Origin of the sequence: Streptomyces sp. AgN23, assembly GCF_001598115.1 — a bacterium.
GTDB classification, from domain to species: domain Bacteria; phylum Actinomycetota; class Actinomycetes; order Streptomycetales; family Streptomycetaceae; genus Streptomyces; species Streptomyces antimycoticus.
Genome location: NZ_CP007153.1, coordinates 6896537 through 6914457, shown reverse-complemented (window position 1 = coordinate 6914457; position 17921 = coordinate 6896537). Strand labels below are relative to the sequence as shown.

Annotated in this window: 16 protein-coding genes and 1 pseudogene; 10 read left to right on the top strand and 7 right to left on the bottom strand. The window is 71.4% G+C overall.

The window, feature by feature from the left end; translation table 11 throughout:
• Positions 1-246 precede the first annotated feature (246 nt).
• The 3 genes from AS97_RS30145 to AS97_RS30135 all read left to right on the top strand — a co-directional run bounded on the left by AS97_RS30145 (position 247) and on the right by AS97_RS30135 (position 3205).
• Positions 247-1128: a DUF4097 family beta strand repeat-containing protein gene (locus tag AS97_RS30145; protein ID WP_059147754.1), complete on the top strand. Its 882-nt coding sequence runs from the start codon at positions 247-249 to the stop codon at positions 1126-1128.
• On the top strand, positions 1128-2231 hold the full coding sequence (locus tag AS97_RS30140; protein WP_210565984.1) for a PadR family transcriptional regulator: 1104 nt from the start codon (positions 1128-1130) through the stop codon (positions 2229-2231). The genes AS97_RS30145 and AS97_RS30140 overlap by 1 nt, the downstream gene beginning before the upstream one ends.
• A gap of 182 nt (positions 2232-2413) precedes the next feature.
• Complete coding sequence (locus tag AS97_RS30135; RefSeq protein ID WP_210565983.1) at positions 2414-3205, top strand: antibiotic biosynthesis monooxygenase; 792 nt, start codon at positions 2414-2416, stop codon at positions 3203-3205.
• 196 nt (positions 3206-3401) lie between these two features.
• On the opposite strand, the gene AS97_RS30130 is transcribed toward AS97_RS30135, so the two are convergent.
• Both AS97_RS30130 and AS97_RS30125 read right to left on the bottom strand, forming a co-directional pair.
• On the bottom strand, positions 3402-4364 hold the full coding sequence (locus AS97_RS30130) for a zinc-binding dehydrogenase (RefSeq protein ID WP_210565982.1): 963 nt from the start codon (positions 4362-4364) through the stop codon (positions 3402-3404).
• A 207-nt stretch (positions 4365-4571) separates the two neighbouring features.
• Complete coding sequence (locus AS97_RS30125) at positions 4572-5804, bottom strand: NADP-dependent malic enzyme (RefSeq protein ID WP_059147758.1); 1233 nt, start codon at positions 5802-5804, stop codon at positions 4572-4574.
• A gap of 508 nt (positions 5805-6312) precedes the next feature.
• Between AS97_RS30125 and AS97_RS30120 the strand changes: the two genes are divergently transcribed.
• From AS97_RS30120 to AS97_RS30110, 3 genes are read left to right on the top strand one after another with little or no spacing between them, the layout of a single operon-like run.
• A complete protein-coding gene (locus tag AS97_RS30120) occupies positions 6313-7266 on the top strand; it encodes an ABC transporter substrate-binding protein (protein WP_059147759.1) in 954 nt (317 codons plus the stop codon).
• A 42-nt stretch (positions 7267-7308) separates the two neighbouring features.
• Positions 7309-8250: an amino acid ABC transporter permease gene (locus AS97_RS30115; RefSeq protein ID WP_059147760.1), complete on the top strand. Its 942-nt coding sequence runs from the start codon at positions 7309-7311 to the stop codon at positions 8248-8250.
• A 5-nt stretch (positions 8251-8255) separates the two neighbouring features.
• Positions 8256-9008: an amino acid ABC transporter ATP-binding protein gene (locus tag AS97_RS30110; RefSeq protein WP_059147812.1), complete on the top strand. Its 753-nt coding sequence runs from the start codon at positions 8256-8258 to the stop codon at positions 9006-9008.
• A 68-nt stretch (positions 9009-9076) separates the two neighbouring features.
• Here the strand turns inward: AS97_RS30110 and AS97_RS30105 are convergent, their stop codons facing one another.
• Entirely contained in the window at positions 9077-9853 is a 777-nt protein-coding gene (locus tag AS97_RS30105) for a class I SAM-dependent methyltransferase (protein ID WP_059147761.1), read from the bottom strand.
• A gap of 124 nt (positions 9854-9977) precedes the next feature.
• On the opposite strand from AS97_RS30105, the gene AS97_RS30100 reads away from it, so the two are divergent.
• The gene (locus AS97_RS30100; protein WP_059147762.1) at positions 9978-10640 is read left to right on the top strand and encodes a CGNR zinc finger domain-containing protein; all 663 of its coding nucleotides are present in this window, start codon (positions 9978-9980) and stop codon (positions 10638-10640) included.
• Here AS97_RS30100 and sodX read toward each other — a convergent pair.
• Positions 10586-11005: pseudogene (sodX, locus tag AS97_RS47740) on the bottom strand (nickel-type superoxide dismutase maturation protease); the annotation flags it as partial. The gene AS97_RS30100 and the pseudogene sodX overlap by 55 nt on opposite strands.
• Before the next feature lie 160 nt (positions 11006-11165).
• Here sodX and sodN point away from each other — a divergent pair.
• The gene (gene sodN, locus AS97_RS30095) at positions 11166-11561 is read left to right on the top strand and encodes a superoxide dismutase, Ni (protein WP_059147763.1); all 396 of its coding nucleotides are present in this window, start codon (positions 11166-11168) and stop codon (positions 11559-11561) included.
• Between the two features lie 116 nt (positions 11562-11677).
• Here the strand turns inward: sodN and AS97_RS30090 are convergent, their stop codons facing one another.
• Positions 11678-12238: a TetR/AcrR family transcriptional regulator gene (locus tag AS97_RS30090; RefSeq protein ID WP_059147764.1), complete on the bottom strand. Its 561-nt coding sequence runs from the start codon at positions 12236-12238 to the stop codon at positions 11678-11680.
• Between the two features lie 126 nt (positions 12239-12364).
• Here AS97_RS30090 and AS97_RS30085 point away from each other — a divergent pair, with 126 nt between their 5' ends.
• Both AS97_RS30085 and AS97_RS30080 read left to right on the top strand, forming a co-directional pair.
• The gene (locus AS97_RS30085; protein WP_059147765.1) at positions 12365-13291 is read left to right on the top strand and encodes an NmrA family NAD(P)-binding protein; all 927 of its coding nucleotides are present in this window, start codon (positions 12365-12367) and stop codon (positions 13289-13291) included.
• Between the two features lie 126 nt (positions 13292-13417).
• On the top strand, positions 13418-15880 hold the full coding sequence (locus AS97_RS30080) for a SpoIIE family protein phosphatase (protein WP_210567305.1): 2463 nt from the start codon (positions 13418-13420) through the stop codon (positions 15878-15880).
• Between the two features lie 53 nt (positions 15881-15933).
• Here the strand turns inward: AS97_RS30080 and AS97_RS30075 are convergent, their stop codons facing one another.
• Positions 15934-16443, bottom strand: a complete 510-nt coding sequence (locus tag AS97_RS30075) for a pyridoxamine 5'-phosphate oxidase family protein (RefSeq protein ID WP_210565981.1) — start codon at positions 16441-16443, stop codon at positions 15934-15936.
• A 111-nt stretch (positions 16444-16554) separates the two neighbouring features.
• The gene (locus AS97_RS30070) at positions 16555-17655 is read right to left on the bottom strand and encodes a LysR family transcriptional regulator (RefSeq protein ID WP_210567304.1); all 1101 of its coding nucleotides are present in this window, start codon (positions 17653-17655) and stop codon (positions 16555-16557) included.
• Positions 17656-17921: the final 266 nt, after the last annotated feature.

Below are 17921 nucleotides of genomic sequence, written 5' to 3'. Positions count from 1 at the left end.
GGTGATCCGGTCCACCGGGAACGATGGCTGTGCCATGCATCTGTCGTCGCTCGCGCGATTACGCGCAGGCGCGCGGGCACTTTGGAGGCGGCCGCCACCCGGGGCGGGCGACAGCCGGGCGCCGCCCTCCTGGACCGGGGCCGGCCCGGGCTTGACTCCGCAAGACCGCGATATATCGTGTTCAGTAGAGACACGATATGTTGCGTCGTCGTGACGCGTCGTACGTCCAGTCAGGGGAGGCCAGGGATGTCAGCCGGATCACAGTGGTCGATCACCGCGCCACAGAAGCTCACCTTCGACGACCCGGTCTCGACCCTCGACGTCCGTATCGCGGGCGGCACGGTCAATGTGGTCGGCACCGACCATGGTCCCGCCCGCCTCGAGGTCTCGGAGATCGACGGCCCGGCGCTGAAGGTCGGCCATGTCGACGGCACCCTGAGCGTGGGCTACGACGACCTCTCCTGGAAGGGCTTCCGCAAGTGGCTCGGGCAGTGGAACCGCACCGCCCATGTCACCCTCACCGTGCCCGTCGGCACCAGCGCCACGGTCGGCGTGATCGGGGGCTCCGCCGTGATCTCCGCACTGGCCGGCCGCGCCGAACTGCGCGGTGTCTCCGGGGACTTCACCCTGCTCGGGCTGACCGGGCCGGTGCGGGCCGAGACCGTCTCCGGCCGGATCGAGGCGCAGGCCGTCACCGGCGAGCTGCGGTTCCACTCCGTCTCCGGCGACCTCACCGTCATCGAGTGCTCCGGGCCCTCGGTACGGGCCGAATCGGTCAGTGGCGATATGGTGCTCGATCTCGCCCCCGCCCCGAAGTGCTCCGACATCAACCTCACCACCGTCTCCGGGGAGATCGCCATCCGGCTGCCGCACCCCGCCGACGCGGAGATCGAGGCCAGCACGGCCACCGGTTCGGTCTCCAGCGGCTTCGACGATCTGCGGGTCAGCGGCCCGTGGGGGTCGGGGGGCACCCCCAGCGGTAGCTGGGGGAGGATCACCGGGCGGCTGGGGGCGGGCAACGGCAGCCTCAAGGCCACCACCGTCTCGGGCGCCATCGCGCTGCTGCGCCGTCCGCCGTCCGAGGACGACACGGACACCACCGACGGCACCCAGGGAAAGGTCCTCTGATGCCCCCCGTATTCGCCCACGGCCGACTGCGCCTGTATCTGCTCAAGCTGCTCGACGAGGCGCCGCGCCACGGCTACGAGGTCATCCGCCTGCTGGAGGAGCGGTTCCAGGGGCTGTACGCGCCCTCGGCCGGGACCGTCTATCCGCGGCTGGCCAAGCTGGAGGCCGAGGGCCTGGTGACCCACACCACCGAGGGCGGCCGCAAGGTCTACTCCATCACCGACGCCGGACGCGCCGAACTGGCCGACCGCAGCGGTGAGCTGGCCGATCTGGAGCTGGAGATCCGCGAGTCGGTCGCCGAACTCGCCGCCGAGATCCGGGAGGACGTCCGCGGCTCCGCGAGCGATCTGCGGCGGGAGATGCGCGAGGCTGCCCAGCAGGCCCGCGCCTCGGGCGGCACCGGCGGCTCCGGCGGTGCCGGCAACTCCCAGGAGAAGCACGGCCCGTGGGAGGGGCCGTGGGGCGACAAGGAGACCTGGCGGCAGGCGAAGGAGGACTTGCGGCGCGCGAAGGAGGAGTGGAAGGAGCAGGCGCGCCGGGCGAAGGAGGAGAGCCGGCGGGCCCGGCAGGACGCCCAGCGCGCCCGTAAGCAGGCCAAGGACGCGCAGGACTTCGCGCGCGAGGAGGTCCAGCGGATCGCCCGGCGGGTCCAGGAGCAGACGCAGGAGCACATCCGGGCGGGCGACTGGCAGCAGGCGGTGCGCGAGGGGCTGGCCGAGGTGTCGCGCGGGATGAGCCGGATCTCCTGGCAGGGCACCTCGCGCTCGGACTGGGGTTGGGACGACGAGACGTCCGGGCCGGACACCAAGGTCGAGCGGATGGACATGACCAAGCCGAAGGGCGGCGGCGAGAAGGAGAAGCCGACCGGCGGCGGCAGCGACAGCGGCGCGGCCGGAGTGCGGGAGCCCGAGTGGGCCAAGGACTTCACCCCCTCGAACGCCCCGGCCCGCGATCTGGAACGGCTGCTCGACCGGCTCCGCGACGACATCCGCGACGCGGCCCGCGACCACGGGGTGACGGACGCCCAACTGGCCGACGCCCGCCACCATCTGGGGGCGACCGCGGCACGGATCACCGCGCTGCTCCGAGGCGACCAGGCATAGGCCCGGCCTCCGTCTCACTCAGGCCCGGCACCCGTCTCACTCAGGACGGCTTCCATCCCCCGCTTGACCTCAATCGCGGTTGAAGTTCCAGGATCGGGGCCGGAGGGGCGCACCGCGGGGGCGCCCCTCCGACCCCGATCCCCTTTTGCCTCTCAGCTCTTCCCGACCGCGAGGAGACCGTCATGTCGGCCCTGCCCAGTTCCGGCCCGCTGCCCGATCCCACCCGGCCCGATGTGGGCGCCGCGCTGTTCAGCACCTGGAGCGTGGGCACACCGCAACGGCAGCGGGCCGCGGTCGACGCCATCGCCACCACCTGGGACAGCCGCCCCTGGCCGGCGTCCGAGCTGCTCTCCTACAACGTCTACGCCGGAACGGACGGCGATACGCTGATGCACCACTCCCAGTGGGCCAGTGAGGCCGCGTACCACGCCTTCGTCCGGACCCAGCGCCAGGAGCGCAACGACGCGATCGACAGCGCGGTCCCGGACCTCAAGCGGCTCGGCCTTTCCGCCTACCGGCACTACCGCAGCTTCCAGGCACCGTCCGCCCAAAGCGACACTCCGGACCCCGGGCCGGCCTCCGGGCTGATCGTCGTGGTCGAGATCGACTTCGACGACCCCGATCCCGAGCTCCGCCGGTCCTGGACCGACCTGGTCATCGAAGCCCTGGAGAACGAGCCCGACCCGGGCCTGATCTCCGCCGACTTCCATCTGATCGTCGACGGCGAGCGCCATCTGAGCACCGACCGCGCCCGGGTGCTCAACTACGCCCGCTGGAGCGGCGCCGAGACCTACGAGGCGGCCATGGCGGCCGATGGGCCACGCGGCGGCGGCTCGTCCCTCTGGGACCGGGTGCGCGACTTCCCCGGACGGGTGGGGGCCTCGTCCCGCTCCTATCACTTCCGGCGGAGCTTCGTACCGCCGTCGGCGACGTCCGGGAATTCCGCGAATTCGCCGGAGCGCGAGGCCCGGTAGATCAACGCATGGGCTCCGCGCCAAAGCCTCCGGCATATGCTCGCCGCCCTCTCGGCGTCCTCTCGCCGCCCTCTCGGCGCGGACCGGATCCGCCGGGTCTGTTCGAATTCCCCCGCGAATCCCCGGCCCCCATTGCGGCCGTCGAGGGCGGCACGGTATCCGGCCGTGGAGGGCGGCACGGTATGCGGCACGGTATTCAGACCGTCAATACGACCTTGCCGAACAGATCGCCGCCCGCCATCTTCTCGAACCCCTCACGGGCCCGGTCCAGCGGCAGCACCGAGTCGATCACCGGTCGTACACCGCGGGCGGCGCAGAAGCTCAGCAGGTCCTCCAGCTCGTCCTTCCCGCCCATCGTGGAGCCGACGACCTTCAGTTCCAGGAAGAAGATCCGGTTGAGCTCGGCGGCCTTCGGGTTGGGGCCGCTGGTGGCGCCGGAAATCACCAGGGTGCCGCCGGGCTTGAGGGACTTCACCGAATGCGACCAGGTCGCGGCGCCCACCGTCTCGATCACCGCGTCCACCCGGCGCAGCAGCCGCTCCCCCGGTTCGTACGCGCTCTCGGCGCCCAGCTCGACGGCGCGGGCCCGCTTGGCCTCGTCACGGCTGGTGGCCAGCATCCGCAGACCGGCGGCCGCGCCCAGCACGATCGCGGCGGTGGCCACACCGCCGCCCGCGCCCTGGACCAGGACGCTGTCGCCGGGGCGCACCCCCGCGTTGGTGAACAGCATGCGGTACGCGGTCAGCCAGGCCGTGGGCAGACAGGCGGCCTCCTGGAAGGAGAGTTCCTTGGGCTTGGGCAGCAGATTCCAGCTGGGGACGGTCACCTTCTCGGCGAAGGTGCCCTGGTAGCGCTCGGTGAGGATGGAGCGGGGCTCCTTGGGGCCGACGCCGTGTCCGCTCTGGCCGATGACGGAGTGGAGGACGACCTCGTTGCCGTCCTCGTCGATCCCGGCCGCGTCGCAGCCGAGGATCATCGGAAGCGACTCCTCGCCGAGGCCCACACCGCGCAGCGACCACAGGTCGTGGTGGTTGAGCGAGGCGGCCTTGACGTTCACGGTCGTCCAGCCGGGCCGCGCCTGTGGCTCGGGGCGCTCCCCCAGTTCGAGGCCGCTCAGCGGCTGGTCACGGTCGATACGTGCGGCATAGGCAGCGAACATGATCCCGACCTTAGGCCGCACGGCGACCCCACGGAACCACGCCACGGTGTGACCCCGCTCGCCCGCCGCGCACAAGCCCACGGGCCGGGCCGCCCCTCCGGATGAGGGACGGCCCGGCCCGTGATGGCACAGGCCGTGATGGCCCGGCCCGTGATGGCACAGCCCGTGGTGACCCGGCGCGCGATGGCACCCAGGCCCCGGCGGGCATCAGCGGCGGGCGACGCCCTCCGCGCGGGCGGCCGCGGCGACGGCCGCGGTCACGGCGGGGGCGACCCGGTCGTCGAACGGCGAGGGGATCACCTTGTCCGCGCTCAGCTCATCGGCCACCACCGCGGCCAGCGCCTCGGCGGCCGCGAGCTTCATGCCCTCGGTGATCCGGGAGGCCCGCACCTGGAGGGCGCCCGCGAAGATGCCGGGGAAGGCGAGGACGTTGTTGATCTGGTTCGGGAAGTCGCTGCGCCCGGTGGCGACCACGGCCGCGTACCGGTGGGCGACGTCCGGGTGGATCTCCGGGTTGGGGTTGGCCATCGCGAAGATGAAGGCGCCAGACGCCATCTTCGCCACCGCGTCCTCCGGCACCGTGCCGCCGCTGACGCCGATGAAGACGTCAGCGCCGTCCAGCGCGGCCTCCAGCGATCCGGTGAGCCCGGCCTTGTTGGTGAACCCGGCCAGCTCGCGCTTGACGTCGGTGAGGTCCTCGCGGTCCTGGGAGACGACGCCCTTGCGGTCGCACACGGCGACATCGCCGATGCCCGCCTCGGTGAGGATCCGGGCGATGGCCACACCGGCGGCGCCCGCCCCGGAGATGACGGCGCGCAGCTGGCCCAGCGCGCGGTCCGTCAGCCTGGCGGCGTTGCGCAGCGCGGCGAGGGTGACCACCGCCGTGCCGTGCTGGTCGTCATGGAAGATCGGGATGTCGACCCGCTCCTGGAGCTTGCGCTCGATCTCGAAGCAGCGGGGCGCGGAGATGTCCTCCAGATTGACGCCGCCGAACGAGGGCGCGAACCGGGCGACGGTCTCCACGATCTCGTCCACGTCCCGGCAGTCGAGCGCGATCGGCACCGCGTCCACCCCGCCGAACTGCTTGAAGAGGATCGCCTTGCCCTCCATGACCGGGAGGGACGCCTCCGGGCCGATGTCACCGAGCCCCAGCACCGCGCTGCCGTCCGTCACCACGGCGACGACCTGGGACTTCCAGGTGTAGTCGTGGACGAGCTCGGGCTGCTCGGCGATGGCGCTGCAGACCTTGGCCACGCCCGGTGTGTACGCGAGGGACAGATCGTCCCGGTTGCGCACGGGCACGGTCGCCTGGACGGCCATCTTGCCGCCGCGGTGCAGGGCGAAAGCCGGATCGAAGGGCTCTCCGCCGGTCACGCCGTCGGCTCCTTCGCCACTGCCGCTTGTGCTGTCGCTGCGAGGATTGACCATCTCCGCTGCCACTGTTTGACCCCTTTGTCGTTTTTCTGTCGAGGGTATCCGCCCCAGGTTCGGAGCGGGCGGGCACCGCGTCGCCCCATTCAGCGGATGACCACCGCATGGGTCTGGGTACGAACGCCGGGCGCGTCGCACACACGCCCTGAGCCCCGGGTGAGGGGTGCCGTCTGTTCTACCTGAAGCGCGCGTCGAGCGACGAGCGAGTTCTGGTGCGGTGACGCCGGAAAACCAGGCATTACGGCTGAAGGCGGGCGAGTCTCCAGGGAGAGTCCATGCCTCCGTCACGCGCTGTTCTCCGCGTGATCATGAAGTCGCCCCGCGCCTCCGGCCGCCGCTGTCCGGCCGGTGCCGCTGTCCGATTGTGCACCACGGGGATCGCCCGTTATCCGATTTTGACATGGCCAGCGGTCCGCACGAGCCCGTCCGATGACAAGATGCCCCAATCACACGAGATCGCGACACCCACAAACGTGTTCCCGAGATCTCACCCCCTCACCCTGCCGGAGGAACCAGCATGACCGCCAGCTTCACGCCCCGTGGGGCCACCCTGAAGTCCCGGATGGCCTCCGTCGGCGCGATAGCGGTGGCAGGCGCCTTGCTGCTGACGGGCTGCGGCGACCAGACCGACAAGGCCACCGGTGGGTCGAACACCAACGCGGCCCCGCTCTTCAACCAGCTCCCCAAGGAGATCCAGAGCGCCAAGGTGATCAAGGTCGGCTCGGACATCAACTATCCGCCGGTCGAGTTCAAGAAGAACGGCGAGGTCATGGGCATCGACCCGGACATCGCCGATGCCCTCGGCAAGCAGCTCGGGGTGAAGTTCGAGTTCAACAACGGCACCTTCGACACCCTGCTCTCGGGCCTGCGCTCCAAGCGTTACGACATCGCCATGTCGGCCATGACCGACAACAAGGGCCGCCAGGAGGGTGTCGACCCGGACACCGGCAAGAAGGCGGGCGAGGGTGTCGACTTCGTCGACTACTTCACCGCGGGTGTGTCCATCTACACCAAGAAGGGCGCCAACACGGGCATCAAGACGTGGGACGACCTGTGCGGCAAGAAGATCGTCGTGCAGCGCGGCACCGTCTCCCACGACCTGGCCAAGTCCCAGTCGAAGACCTGCCAGAAGAACGGCAAGGGCAAGATCTCGGTCGAGGCGTTCGGCAATGACACCGAGGCCCAGACCCGGCTGCGCGGCGGTGGCGCCGTCGCCGGCTCCAGCGACTTCCCGGTCGCCGCGTACGCCGTGAAGACCTCCGGCGGCGGCAAGGACTTCGAGCTCGTCGGCGAGCAGGTGGAGGCGGCCCCGTACGGCATCGCCATCGCCAAGAAGAACACCCAGCTGCGCGACGCCATCAAGCAGGCCCTCGCCCTGATCATCGCGAACGGCGAATACGACAAGATCATCGCGAAGTGGGGCGTCAAGGAAGGCGCGGTCACCAAGGCCGTCATCAACGGCGGCAAGTGATCCGGCCCTCCCCGTCCGCGCTCGCGCTGAAAGGCACCATCCGTGACGACAAAGATTGACAAGGCGACGGGTCCGGTCGACGCCCCGCCGCCGGCGCCGGAGAACATCAAGGCCATCCCGGTACGGCACTACGGCCGCTGGGTCTCCGCGGTCATCACCATCGCCGTGCTCTTCCTGCTCATCTCCGCGTTCGCCCGCGGCGATGTGAACTGGGGCGCCATCCCGGACTACTTCTTCGACGGCGAGGTCCTCAGGGGCGTCCGCAACACCGTCTGGATCACCATCCTCTCGATGGTGCTCGGCGTGGTCCTCGGCATCATCCTCGCCGTGATGCGGCTGTCGAAGAACCCGGTGACCGCCTCCATCGCCTGGGGCTACATCTGGTTCTTCCGCGGCACCCCGGTCTATGTGCAGCTACTGGTCTGGTTCAACCTCGGCCTGGTGTTCGACTACATCAACATCATGCCGATCTACAAGGACGAGTGGTCGGACTTCATGACCCCGTTCCTGGCCGCCCTGCTGGGCCTGGGCCTGAACGAGGCCGCGTACATGGCCGAGATCTGCCGGGCGGGCCTCCAGTCGGTCGACGAGGGTCAGTCCGAGGCCGCCCAGGCGCTCGGCATGAGCCACGCCAAGACGCTGCGCCGGGTGGTGCTGCCGCAGGCGATGCGGGTGATCGTGCCGCCGACCGGCAATGAGTTCATCAACATGCTCAAGACCACCTCGCTGGTGATCGCGGTGCAGTACTGGGATCTGCTGCAGGCCACCTCCGAGGTCGGCCAGAACTCCGGCGCCACCGCGGAGATGCTCTTCCTGGCCGCCGCCTGGTACCTGATCCTCACCTCGGTCCTGAGCGTGGGCCAGTACTACCTGGAGCGCTACTACGCGCGCGGTTCGAGCCGCAGCCTGCCGGCCACCCCGCTGCAGCGGGTCCGGGCCAATCTGCTCTCCTTCAGCAACCGCTCCGGAGGTGTCGGCGCATGACCGCCATGGTGAAGGCCGAGGGCGTCCACAAGTCCTTCGGCCCGGTGCAGGTCCTCAAGGGCATCGACCTCGAGGTCGCGCCGCGCGAGGTGTTCTGCCTGATCGGCCCGTCCGGCTCCGGCAAGTCCACCTTCCTGCGCTGCATCAACCACCTGGAGAAGATCAACTCCGGGCGGCTGTACGTCGACGGCGACCTGGTCGGCTACCGCCAGAAGGGCGACAAGCTCTACGAGCTCAAGGACCGCGAGGTCGCCGAGAAGCGGCGCGACATCGGCATGGTCTTCCAGCGCTTCAACCTCTTCCCGCACATGACCGCGCTGGAGAACGTGATCGAGGCGCCGGTCCAGGTCAAGCGCGAGACCAAGGCGGTCGCGCGGGAGCGCGCGCTGAAGCTGCTGGACCGGGTGGGCCTCGCCGACAAGGCGGCCAACTACCCCTCCCAGCTCTCCGGCGGCCAGCAGCAGCGCGTCGCGATTGCGCGGGCGCTGGCGATGGAGCCCAAGCTGATGCTCTTCGACGAGCCCACCTCGGCGCTCGACCCGGAGCTGGTCGGCGATGTGCTCGATGTGATGCGCGGGCTCGCGGAGGACGGCATGACAATGATCGTCGTCACGCATGAGATGGGCTTCGCCCGCGAGGTCGGGGACTCGGTCGTCTTCATGGACGACGGCGTGGTGGTGGAGTCCGGGCACCCCCGGGAGGTGCTGACCAATCCGCGGCACGAGCGGACCAAGTCGTTCCTCTCCAAGGTGCTGTAGGGGCTGTCGCGGCCGTGAGGTCGGTACGGGTGCCTGCCCGTACCGACCTCACGCACGCCGCACCGGGGTCACTTCAGCCCGAGCACCATCGCGTCCGAGGGCGAGCACCATACGGCCCGCGCCTCCCCGAAGCCCCCCTCGCGCAGCGCCTCGGCATGCCAGGCGACGGACTGCGTCTCACCGTCCGCGTGGTCGCCGTCGGCCGGATTACCGAAGATCGTGAACCGCTCGGCCACCGGCCCGGCCAGCACCTCGTCCCGTGCGGCGGCCTGCCACCACTGGGCCCAGTCCTGCGCGCCCTCGGCCTGGGCCCGGGCCTGCCGCTCCTTCCGGAACGCGTGGTCGGCGGCGTTGAGCCGGGGCGTGGCCGGGTCGGGCATATGGTCCGCGTTGAGGAACACCCCGCCCTCCCGCACGACGCCCGCGATCTGCCCGTACAGCACCCGCAGCTCGTCCGAGCGCAGCCAGTGGAGCGCCGTGGCGGTCAGGACGGCGTCGTACGTACGGTGCGGCAGCCGCCCGGCCCACCCGGGGTCGCGCAGATCGGCGGTCACGAACTCGGCGCGCGGCTCGGCCGCGAAGTGGCCGCGGGCGATCGTCAGCAGCGCGGGGTCGAGGTCCACGCCGGTGCTGGTGGCGCCCGGGAACCGGCGCAGCGCCCGGTCCGAGATACTGCCCGTGCCACATGCGAGGTCCAGGATCCTCGGCGCCGGGCCGACGACGGCCTCGACCGCGTCGAGCATCACCCGGAACCGCTCCTCACGATCGGGGAGGTACCACTCCTGCTGCCGGTCCCAGCTCCGCTGCCACGCCTGCCAGTCCGCCACGGCGACGGTGTCCGTCATCGAGCCCCTCCAAGCCATGCGTCGTAAGCCATGCGCCATCGTCCCCGGCGCGGCCGCCCCGTAATACCCTCGTAGGCAGAACGCCTCTTACCCGACTCTAGATGCCCCGTCGTAAGGACCACAAGTGGAACTGGCTTATTACTCGGATCTCGCCGTGCGCCTGGTCAACAGCGAGGAGCCAATCCGCGGCACCGACACCCTGACCTCGGTGGAGGCCGTGCGGGCGCTCTTCGGGGAGAGCCGGCAGGCGGCCCGGCGGGCGACGGACGCCGACGTCACCCGGCTGAGGTCGGTCCGGGCCCGGCTGCGCGCCGTCTTCGAGGCGGCGGCGGGCGGCGACGAGGTGCTGGCGGTGGACCTGCTGAACGCGCTGCTCATCGAGTTCCCGGTGAGCCCGCAGATCTCCGGCCATGAGACCCGCGACGACGACGGCCGCCCCAAGTGGCATATGCATATCGCGGACTACGCCGCCAACGCGGGCTCCGGATACGCCGCGACCGCCTCGATGGGGCTGGCCTTCCACCTCACCGAACTGGGCGCCGACCGGCTGGGCATCTGCGAGGCGGCACCCTGTCGCAACGCCTATCTCGACACCTCGACCAATCGGTCCCGGCGCTACTGCTCCGACCGCTGCGCGACCCGCGCCAATGTGGCCGCCTACCGCGCGCGCAAACGCCTGGACGCCGAGCGGTCGGCCGGCGCCGAGCGCAGCCGGCGCCAGGATCGCGAGCCCACCGGCCGCACCGCGGACACCGCCCAGGAGACCAGCCCGGCCATGGACCGCTGACCACGGCGTCCGGCGCCCGGCCGTGGCCGCAGCCGCAGCCATGCCCGGGCGACCACCAGCTCGTCCGGCACGACGCCGAACTCCCGGCTGTCGTTCTCCACGTACGGGTTGTCGCCCTTGACCCACCAGCCGCCCTCGCGCCGCTCCACCGCGCGCTTGACGATCAGCAGGTCCTGCCGGAACGGATGGCGCACCACCACCACGTCCCCCGGGCGCACGGGCACCCCGTAGCGGACCACCAACTGGTCGCCGGGGTACAGCGTCGGCTGCATCGACGGGTTGTACACCTCCGCGAGCCCGATCCGCAGCAGTCCGCGCTGGTCGCGGTCGGGCTCCTGCCCGCGATCGCCCAGCTGCTCCCGCATCACGGCACCTCCGGTCCTCAACCCCGCACCATCACGATCCCAGGCATCCCAGACTGTCACCGGACTTTTGACCTAAGCCCCCCGGGGCACCCGAGAAAAGGCTTCCCCCACGGAGTAATCTCGCACCTGAGAAGACGATCACGAATGGAAGGACAGCTCTATGCTCTCCCGCCTGTTCGCCCCGAAGGTTCAGGTCAGCGCGCACTGCGACCTGCCCTGCGGTGTGTACGACCCGGCCCAGGCTCGTATCGAAGCCGAGTCCGTCAAGGCCATCCAGGAGAAGTACCAGGCCAACGAGGACCCGCACTTCCGCGCCCGTGCCACCACCATCAAGGAGGAGCGCGCGGAGCTCGCCAAGCACCACATCTCGGTGCTGTGGAGTGACTACTTCAAGCCCCCGCACTTCGAGAAGTACCCGGAGCTGCACCAGCTGGTCAACGACACCCTCAAGGCCCTGAGCGCGGCCAAGGGCTCGACCGACCCGGCCACGGGCCAGAAGGCCCTGGACCACATCGCCCAGATCGACAAGATCTTCTGGGAGACCAAGAAGGGCTGACCGCTCTTCCCTTGCATGGCCAGACCGCACCCGAGCCGCCCCGAGTGGCCCGGGTGCGGTCTTCTGTCCGGGGGAACGCCCCTGACGGGCGCGGGGGTTGACCGGCCCCCGCCCGCTCACCCCGGCGGGCTGATCCCCGCCACGGCCAGGCCCAGCAGCCGGTCCGCCTCGGCGGCGGGGTCCGGGTGGTGCTGGGTGGCCAGCGCGATCCCGGCGATCAGGGTGACCAGGTCCACCGCGGTCGCCCCGGGCGCCATCACACCGGCCCGCTCGGCTCGCCGCAGCAGCGGCTCACCCGCCTCGGCGAGCGTGTTCACGCAGGGGTTCGCATGCTCCGGATCCAGCTCCCCGTTCCGCAGCAGCGCGGTGGCCAGACCCTGCACCGAGGCGGAGTAGACGGTGAGGGCGCCCAGCCACTCCAGCAGCGCGGCCCGTACGTCCTCTTCCTTCGCGAGCTCCCGGGCGCGGGCGGCCAGGACCTCGATCCGCTCGCGGAAGACGGCCTCCAGGAGGGCGCCGCGGGTGGGGAAGTGGCGGCGCACGGTGGCCGAGCCGACTCCGGCGGTGCGGGCGATCTGTTCCAGGGAGGCGTCGGCGCCGTGGGCGGCGACCTCCTCCTCGGCCACGGCGAGGATGCGCTCGTAGTTGCGCCGGGCGTCCGCACGCTGGGCGGGCATGGCGTCACCTCCGGGTTGCTAAGTGGTGGGGCCCTCCGTATCGTACCGAGAGATAAACGGCGGGGCCCGCCATTTAACGTCCGCGTAGTCGATCAGTCGATACCCCCATGCCCGAGGAGCAACAGCATGCCCATCAACTCCCCGACGCCCGCCCCGTCCGCGCCCGTTCTGGTCACCGGCGCCACCGGACAGCAGGGCGGCGCCACCGCCCGCGCCCTGCTCTCGGCGGGCGTCCCCGTACGGGCCCTGGTCCGCGACCCGGCCACCGAGCGGGCCAAGGCCGTGGCGGCGCTCGGCGCCGAGCTGGTCACCGGCGACCTGCTCGACCTCGGCTCGGTGCGGCGGGCCGCCGAGGGCGCGCGCGCCGTCTTCTCGATCCAGATGCCCGATCTGAACGACCTCCAGGGCGACTCCGAGTGGGTCCAGGGGCGCAATCTGATCGACGCCGCGCGGGACGCGGGGGTGGCGCAGTTCGTGCACACCTCCGTCTCCGGCGCCGGACAGCACCACACCGCGCCCGGCTGGGCGGAGGGCCGCTGGGCGGCGCTGGAGCACTACTACGCGACCAAGACCGGCCTCCAGGACCGGGTCCGCGAGGCGGGCTTCCGCCACTGGACGCTCCTCAAGCCCGCCTTCTTCATGGAGAACTTCCTGTCCCTGCTCCCGAACGGCCCCGAGGGCGGCCTGGCCACCGTGCTCCAGCCCGGCACCGAGCTCTCCCTCATCGCCGTCGCCGACATCGGCACGGCGGCCGCCGCGGCCTTCGCCGACCCGGAGCGGTTCCACGAGGTCGAGCTGGAACTGGCGGGCGAGTGCATGACGATGACCCGGGTCGCCGAGGTCCTCTCCGACGTCGTGGGCACCGAGGTGACCGCCCCGTCGATGACCGCCGAGGAGGCGCTCGCCGCCGGGATGCCGGAGTGGGGCGCCGGGCATGTGTGGCTGAACGAGGCCCGCCAGCCCGCCCGCCCCGCGTTCGCGCGCGCCCTCGGCCTCCCGCTCACCGGCTTCGCCGAATGGGCCCGGCGGCATCTGCGGCCCGCGGCCGCCTGACCCGCCTGGCCCGGAAGCCCCGCCCGCTCCGGCCCGGGCTGTGGTTGATGCCCGGACCGGAGTGGACGAGTCTGGAAGGGAGCCCTGGTGGACGGACCCGGTGCCGCCCCCGGAGGGATGGCGACCATGATGCGCCACGACAGCGGCTCCGCCCGGAAGCGGGGCAGCTTCAACGAACCAGACGAACCAGACGAAACGGATACGGCGAGGGCCACCGTCAGCGATGACGGGACGCTGACCAGCTGGAACGACGGTGCCCGTCGGCTGCTCGGATATCCGCCCCCGCAGGTCGTGGGGCGGCCCGCCGCCGCGCTGCTGGCCGATCCGGCCCGCGCGGCGGACGCCGGGGCCCGCCGCGCCCGCGACCGGCTCACCCGGTGGCACGGCACCGTGGCGCTGCGCCACCAGGACGGCCACGAGATGCCGGTGCGGCTGCTGGCACACCGCAGCGGGCCGGAGGGCGACTGGCTGCTGGTGGCCGCGGCCCCCCGGGCGGAGCTGCCCCCCGAGTCCTGGAACGACGCGCTGATGCTCTGGGCCTACGCACAGTCACCCTGTCCGATGGCGATCTACGACGCCGATCTGCGGCTGCGCAAGGTGAACTCCCAGATGGCCCGCGTCGTCGGACTCCCCGAAGCGGAGATCCGCGATCTGCGGCTGTCGGAGATCGGGGGCAAGCTCCAGAGCGAGCAGCTCGAAGGGGTCATGCGGCATGTGCTGACCACCGGCGAGCCACGCGAGGTGGAGACCTGCCTGCGCACCGGCGGCGAGTCCAAGGAGCACGCCTGGTCGGCCGCGTTCACCCCGCTGAAGGCGAAGGACGGCCAGGTGTACGCGGTCTGCATGGCGGCGCATGACATCACCGAGCAGTATCTGGCCCGCCAGCGGCTGCTGTTGCTGAGCGCGGCCAGTGAACGGATCGGCAGCACCCTCGACATCGACCACACCGCGCAGGAGCTCGCCGACGTCTGCGTACCGCGGCTGGCCGACTACGCCAGCATCGACCTGCTGGACCGGCTGGCCCAGGACGACGAGCTGCCGTCCGGGCCGCTCACCGGCCCGGTCGTGCTGCGCCGCGCCGCCCTGCAGTCGCTCTACGAGGGCTGCCCCGAATCCGTGGTTCCGGTGGGGAAGGTGGATACCTATCCGCAGGTCTCGCCGATGGCGGAATGCCTGGTGGTGGAGCGGCCCCTGATCTACGCGACCACCGACCCCATGATCGCCAAGTGGGGTGCGCTGAAGCCCGCCCGCGCCCGTTCGATCCGGCGGTTCGGCATCCACTCGGTCATGGCGGTGCCGATCCGGGCGCGGGGGACGACGCTCGGGGTGGCCGTGTTCGCCCGTCACCACACCCCCGAGCCGTTCACCCAGGACGATATGGTGCTGGCCGAGGAGATCACCACCCGGGCCGCCGTCTGCGTGGACAACGCCCGCCGCTTCACCCGGGAGCGCGACACCGCCCTGGCCCTGCAGCGCAGCCTGCTGCCGCGGACCCTCCCCCAGCCGCCGGCCGTCGAGGTCGCCTCCCGCTATCTGCCCGCGGGCCCGTTCGCGGGGGCGGGCGGGGACTGGTTCGACGTCATCCCGCTCTCCGGGGCACGGGTCGCGCTGGTCGTGGGCGACGTGGTCGGCCACGGCATCCAGGCGTCGGCCACCATGGGCCGGCTGCGGACGGCGGTCCGTACCCTCGCCGACGTCGATCTGCCGCCGGACGAACTGCTCACCCACCTGGACGACCTGGTGATCCATCTGGCCGCGGAGACCGGGGCCGAGGAGTCCACCGGGGATGTGGGGGCCACCTGTCTGTACGCGGTCTACGACCCCGTCTCGCACCGCTGCTCACTGGCCGCGGCCGGGCACCCGCCCCCGGCCCTGGCCAGGCCCGACGACACCGTGGAGTTCCTTCCGGTGCCGACCGGACCGCCGCTGGGGGTCGGCGGACTGCCCTTCGAGTCGATGGAGACCGAGCTGCCCGAGAACGCCGTGCTCGCCCTCTACACCAACGGGCTGATGGCCGGGTGGAACCGCGGGATCGACGAGAGCCGGCTGCTGCTGACCCATGCGCTGGCCCACCCCGGCGGGTCCCTGGACGGCGCCTGCGACGCCGTTCTGCGCACGCTCCTCCCCGACGGGGGCGCGCTCGACGACGTCGCGCTGCTGCTCGCCCGCACCCGCTCCCTGGGCGAGGCGCACGTGGCCACCTGGGACGTGCCCGCCGACCCGGCGTGGGTGGCCCGCTCCCGCCGGGACGTGACGGAGCGGCTGACCGAATGGGGGCTCGACGAGGCCGTCTTCACCACCGAGCTGGTCGTCAGCGAGCTGGTCACCAATGCCATCCGGCACGCCGTCCCGCCCATCCGGCTGCGGCTGATCCATGACCACTCGCTGATCTGCGAGGTCACCGACTCCTCCAGCACCGCCCCGCATATGCGCCGCGCCCGCACCTTCGACGAGGGCGGCCGCGGGCTGCTGCTGGTCGCGCGGCTCAGCCAGCGCTGGGGGAGCCGGCAGACCGCCGAGGGCAAGACGATCTGGTCGGAGCAGACCCTTCCGGTCGGGCTGCCCACCGGGCTGCCGGGCCTGGACTGAGCGGCCGGGGGCGGGGTGGGGCCCTGAGGGCTGTATGGGGCTGTCGGCCCGCGTCAGAAGCGCCAGCGCGTCTGGCCGTACGCGCCCTTGCGGAAGCCGAACGCCGTGGCCGGGGCGACCCGGAACACCAGGGCCGTATGGCCGTCGTGGTGGAAGGCGCTGTCGCGCACCTGGAAGGTCCACTCCTCGCCGTACTTCGCCACGTACGCCGCCGCGATCCGCCCGAGCGTGGCGTCGTCCCGCACCGGCTCGGCCTCGCCCTCGACCACCAGGTCCAGCCCTTCATGCAGCACACCCGCCCCCGTGGTCAGAACGCAGCGCGGATTGTGCGCGAGGTTCCGGGCCTTCTGTTCCTCGGGGCCGGTGCAGAAGCAGAGCGCGCCGTCGCACCAGACGGCGATGAGCGGGGTGACATGGGGGCGGCCGTCCCGGCGGACCGTGGACAGCCAGTACAGCTCCGCAGCCGCCAGCCCCTCACGCCCCTCCAGCCAGGTCGTGGTGGTGGCGTCCGGGCTGCTGAAACGGGTGTCAAGCGCGGTCTGCGGATCGTGTTCCGTGATCATCTGCTCGCTCCTCGGGTGGCATGGCCTGCGGTCCGGTGCGGTCCCGTGTGCTTGGACCGCCCGGCGGAGCGAAACTCATCGCTCGCCTCCGCCCGCCCCCTTGGAGGGGTGCTACGAGACCTCGGCGGGCCCGGCGAGCCCCAGGACGTCGAGCGCGTCGCGGGCCCGCGGCTCATGGGAGCGCAGCAGCGGGCTCTCGTTGCGGACCAGCCACTGGCGGTAGGCGGAGCCGGCCCAGGCGATCTCGAAGTACGCGTCCGCCAGGTCGCCGAAGAGGGCGTCGACGTCGAGGGGGGCGCCGGGCACGGTGTCCGGGTCGTCGGGTCCGGTGGCCTCGGTGTCGGCCGGGAGCGCCATGTCCGGGGCTCGTCCGGCGGCCCCGGTGCGGGCCGCCGGAGCCACCCGTGAGGCCAGGAACAGCCGGACCGTCAGCGGATCCCCGTGCAGCGGACGGACGGCCACCCCCTGACGGGACCGCGCGGTGGGCTGGCAGGGGGTGACCACCTCGCCCGAGGCGACCAGGTCGGCGGCGGTCAGATAGTCCCCGTACACCACCCTCGGATTGAGCCCCGCGGCGGCCAGAACCCGGCGCAGCCCGGGCCCCTCGCCGTCCACGCTGGGGTCGACCATCCACTGGTCGGCGGCGAGGTCGGCGAGCCGCACCGTGGGCCGCGCGGCGGCCGGATGGGTTTCGGCCAGCGCCACGAACTGCGGCTCCCGCTCCACGAGCACCCGGCGCTCCACGCCCTCGGGCACCCGCAGCGGCGCGCCCTCGACCTCGTGCACGAAGGCGACGTCGAGCTGGTTGGCGGCGACCATCTGCAGCAGCGCGTTGGCGGAGACGTCGATGTGGATGGTGGTGTCCGCGTCGGGATAGCGGTCGCGGAGCCTGCGCAGCCAGCCGACCACGGCCCGGCTGCCGGTGCTGCCGACGCGCAACCGGGCGTCGGCGGTCTGTCCCGCCTCCAGCCGGACCTCGCTGAGCAAGGCGTTCATCTCGGCCACGATCGGCCGGGCGCGGCACAGCACGGACCGCCCCAGCGGGGTCGGCCGACTGCCGGTGACCTCCCGCGAGAACAGCCGGCCACCGATGGTGTTCTCGATGCGCCGGAGCTGGGTCGTCAAGGATGGCTGGGTCATGCCCAGTTGACGCGCCGCCTTCCGTAGGCTGCCGGTGTCGGCGATGGCGCACAGTGCACGGAGGTGCCTCACCTCGAGCTCCACGGCGGGAGCATATCTGCGCCCTTGTCGGTCACACCAGACTCTGAAACCACTCCAACCCATATCGGAATCGATCAATCGGTGGTCAAACACCGGACAACGGGACGTCAAACTGTCATCACCACACAGGGCTTGAGAGCCCGACGAGGGATATACCTTCGCACTATCACCAGTTGATATCTCCGCGTACGGCCCGATCTCCTCAAGACTCGGCGTCAGCCAAGAGTTCATCCCAGGGCCCCGGCCGCCACCCCACA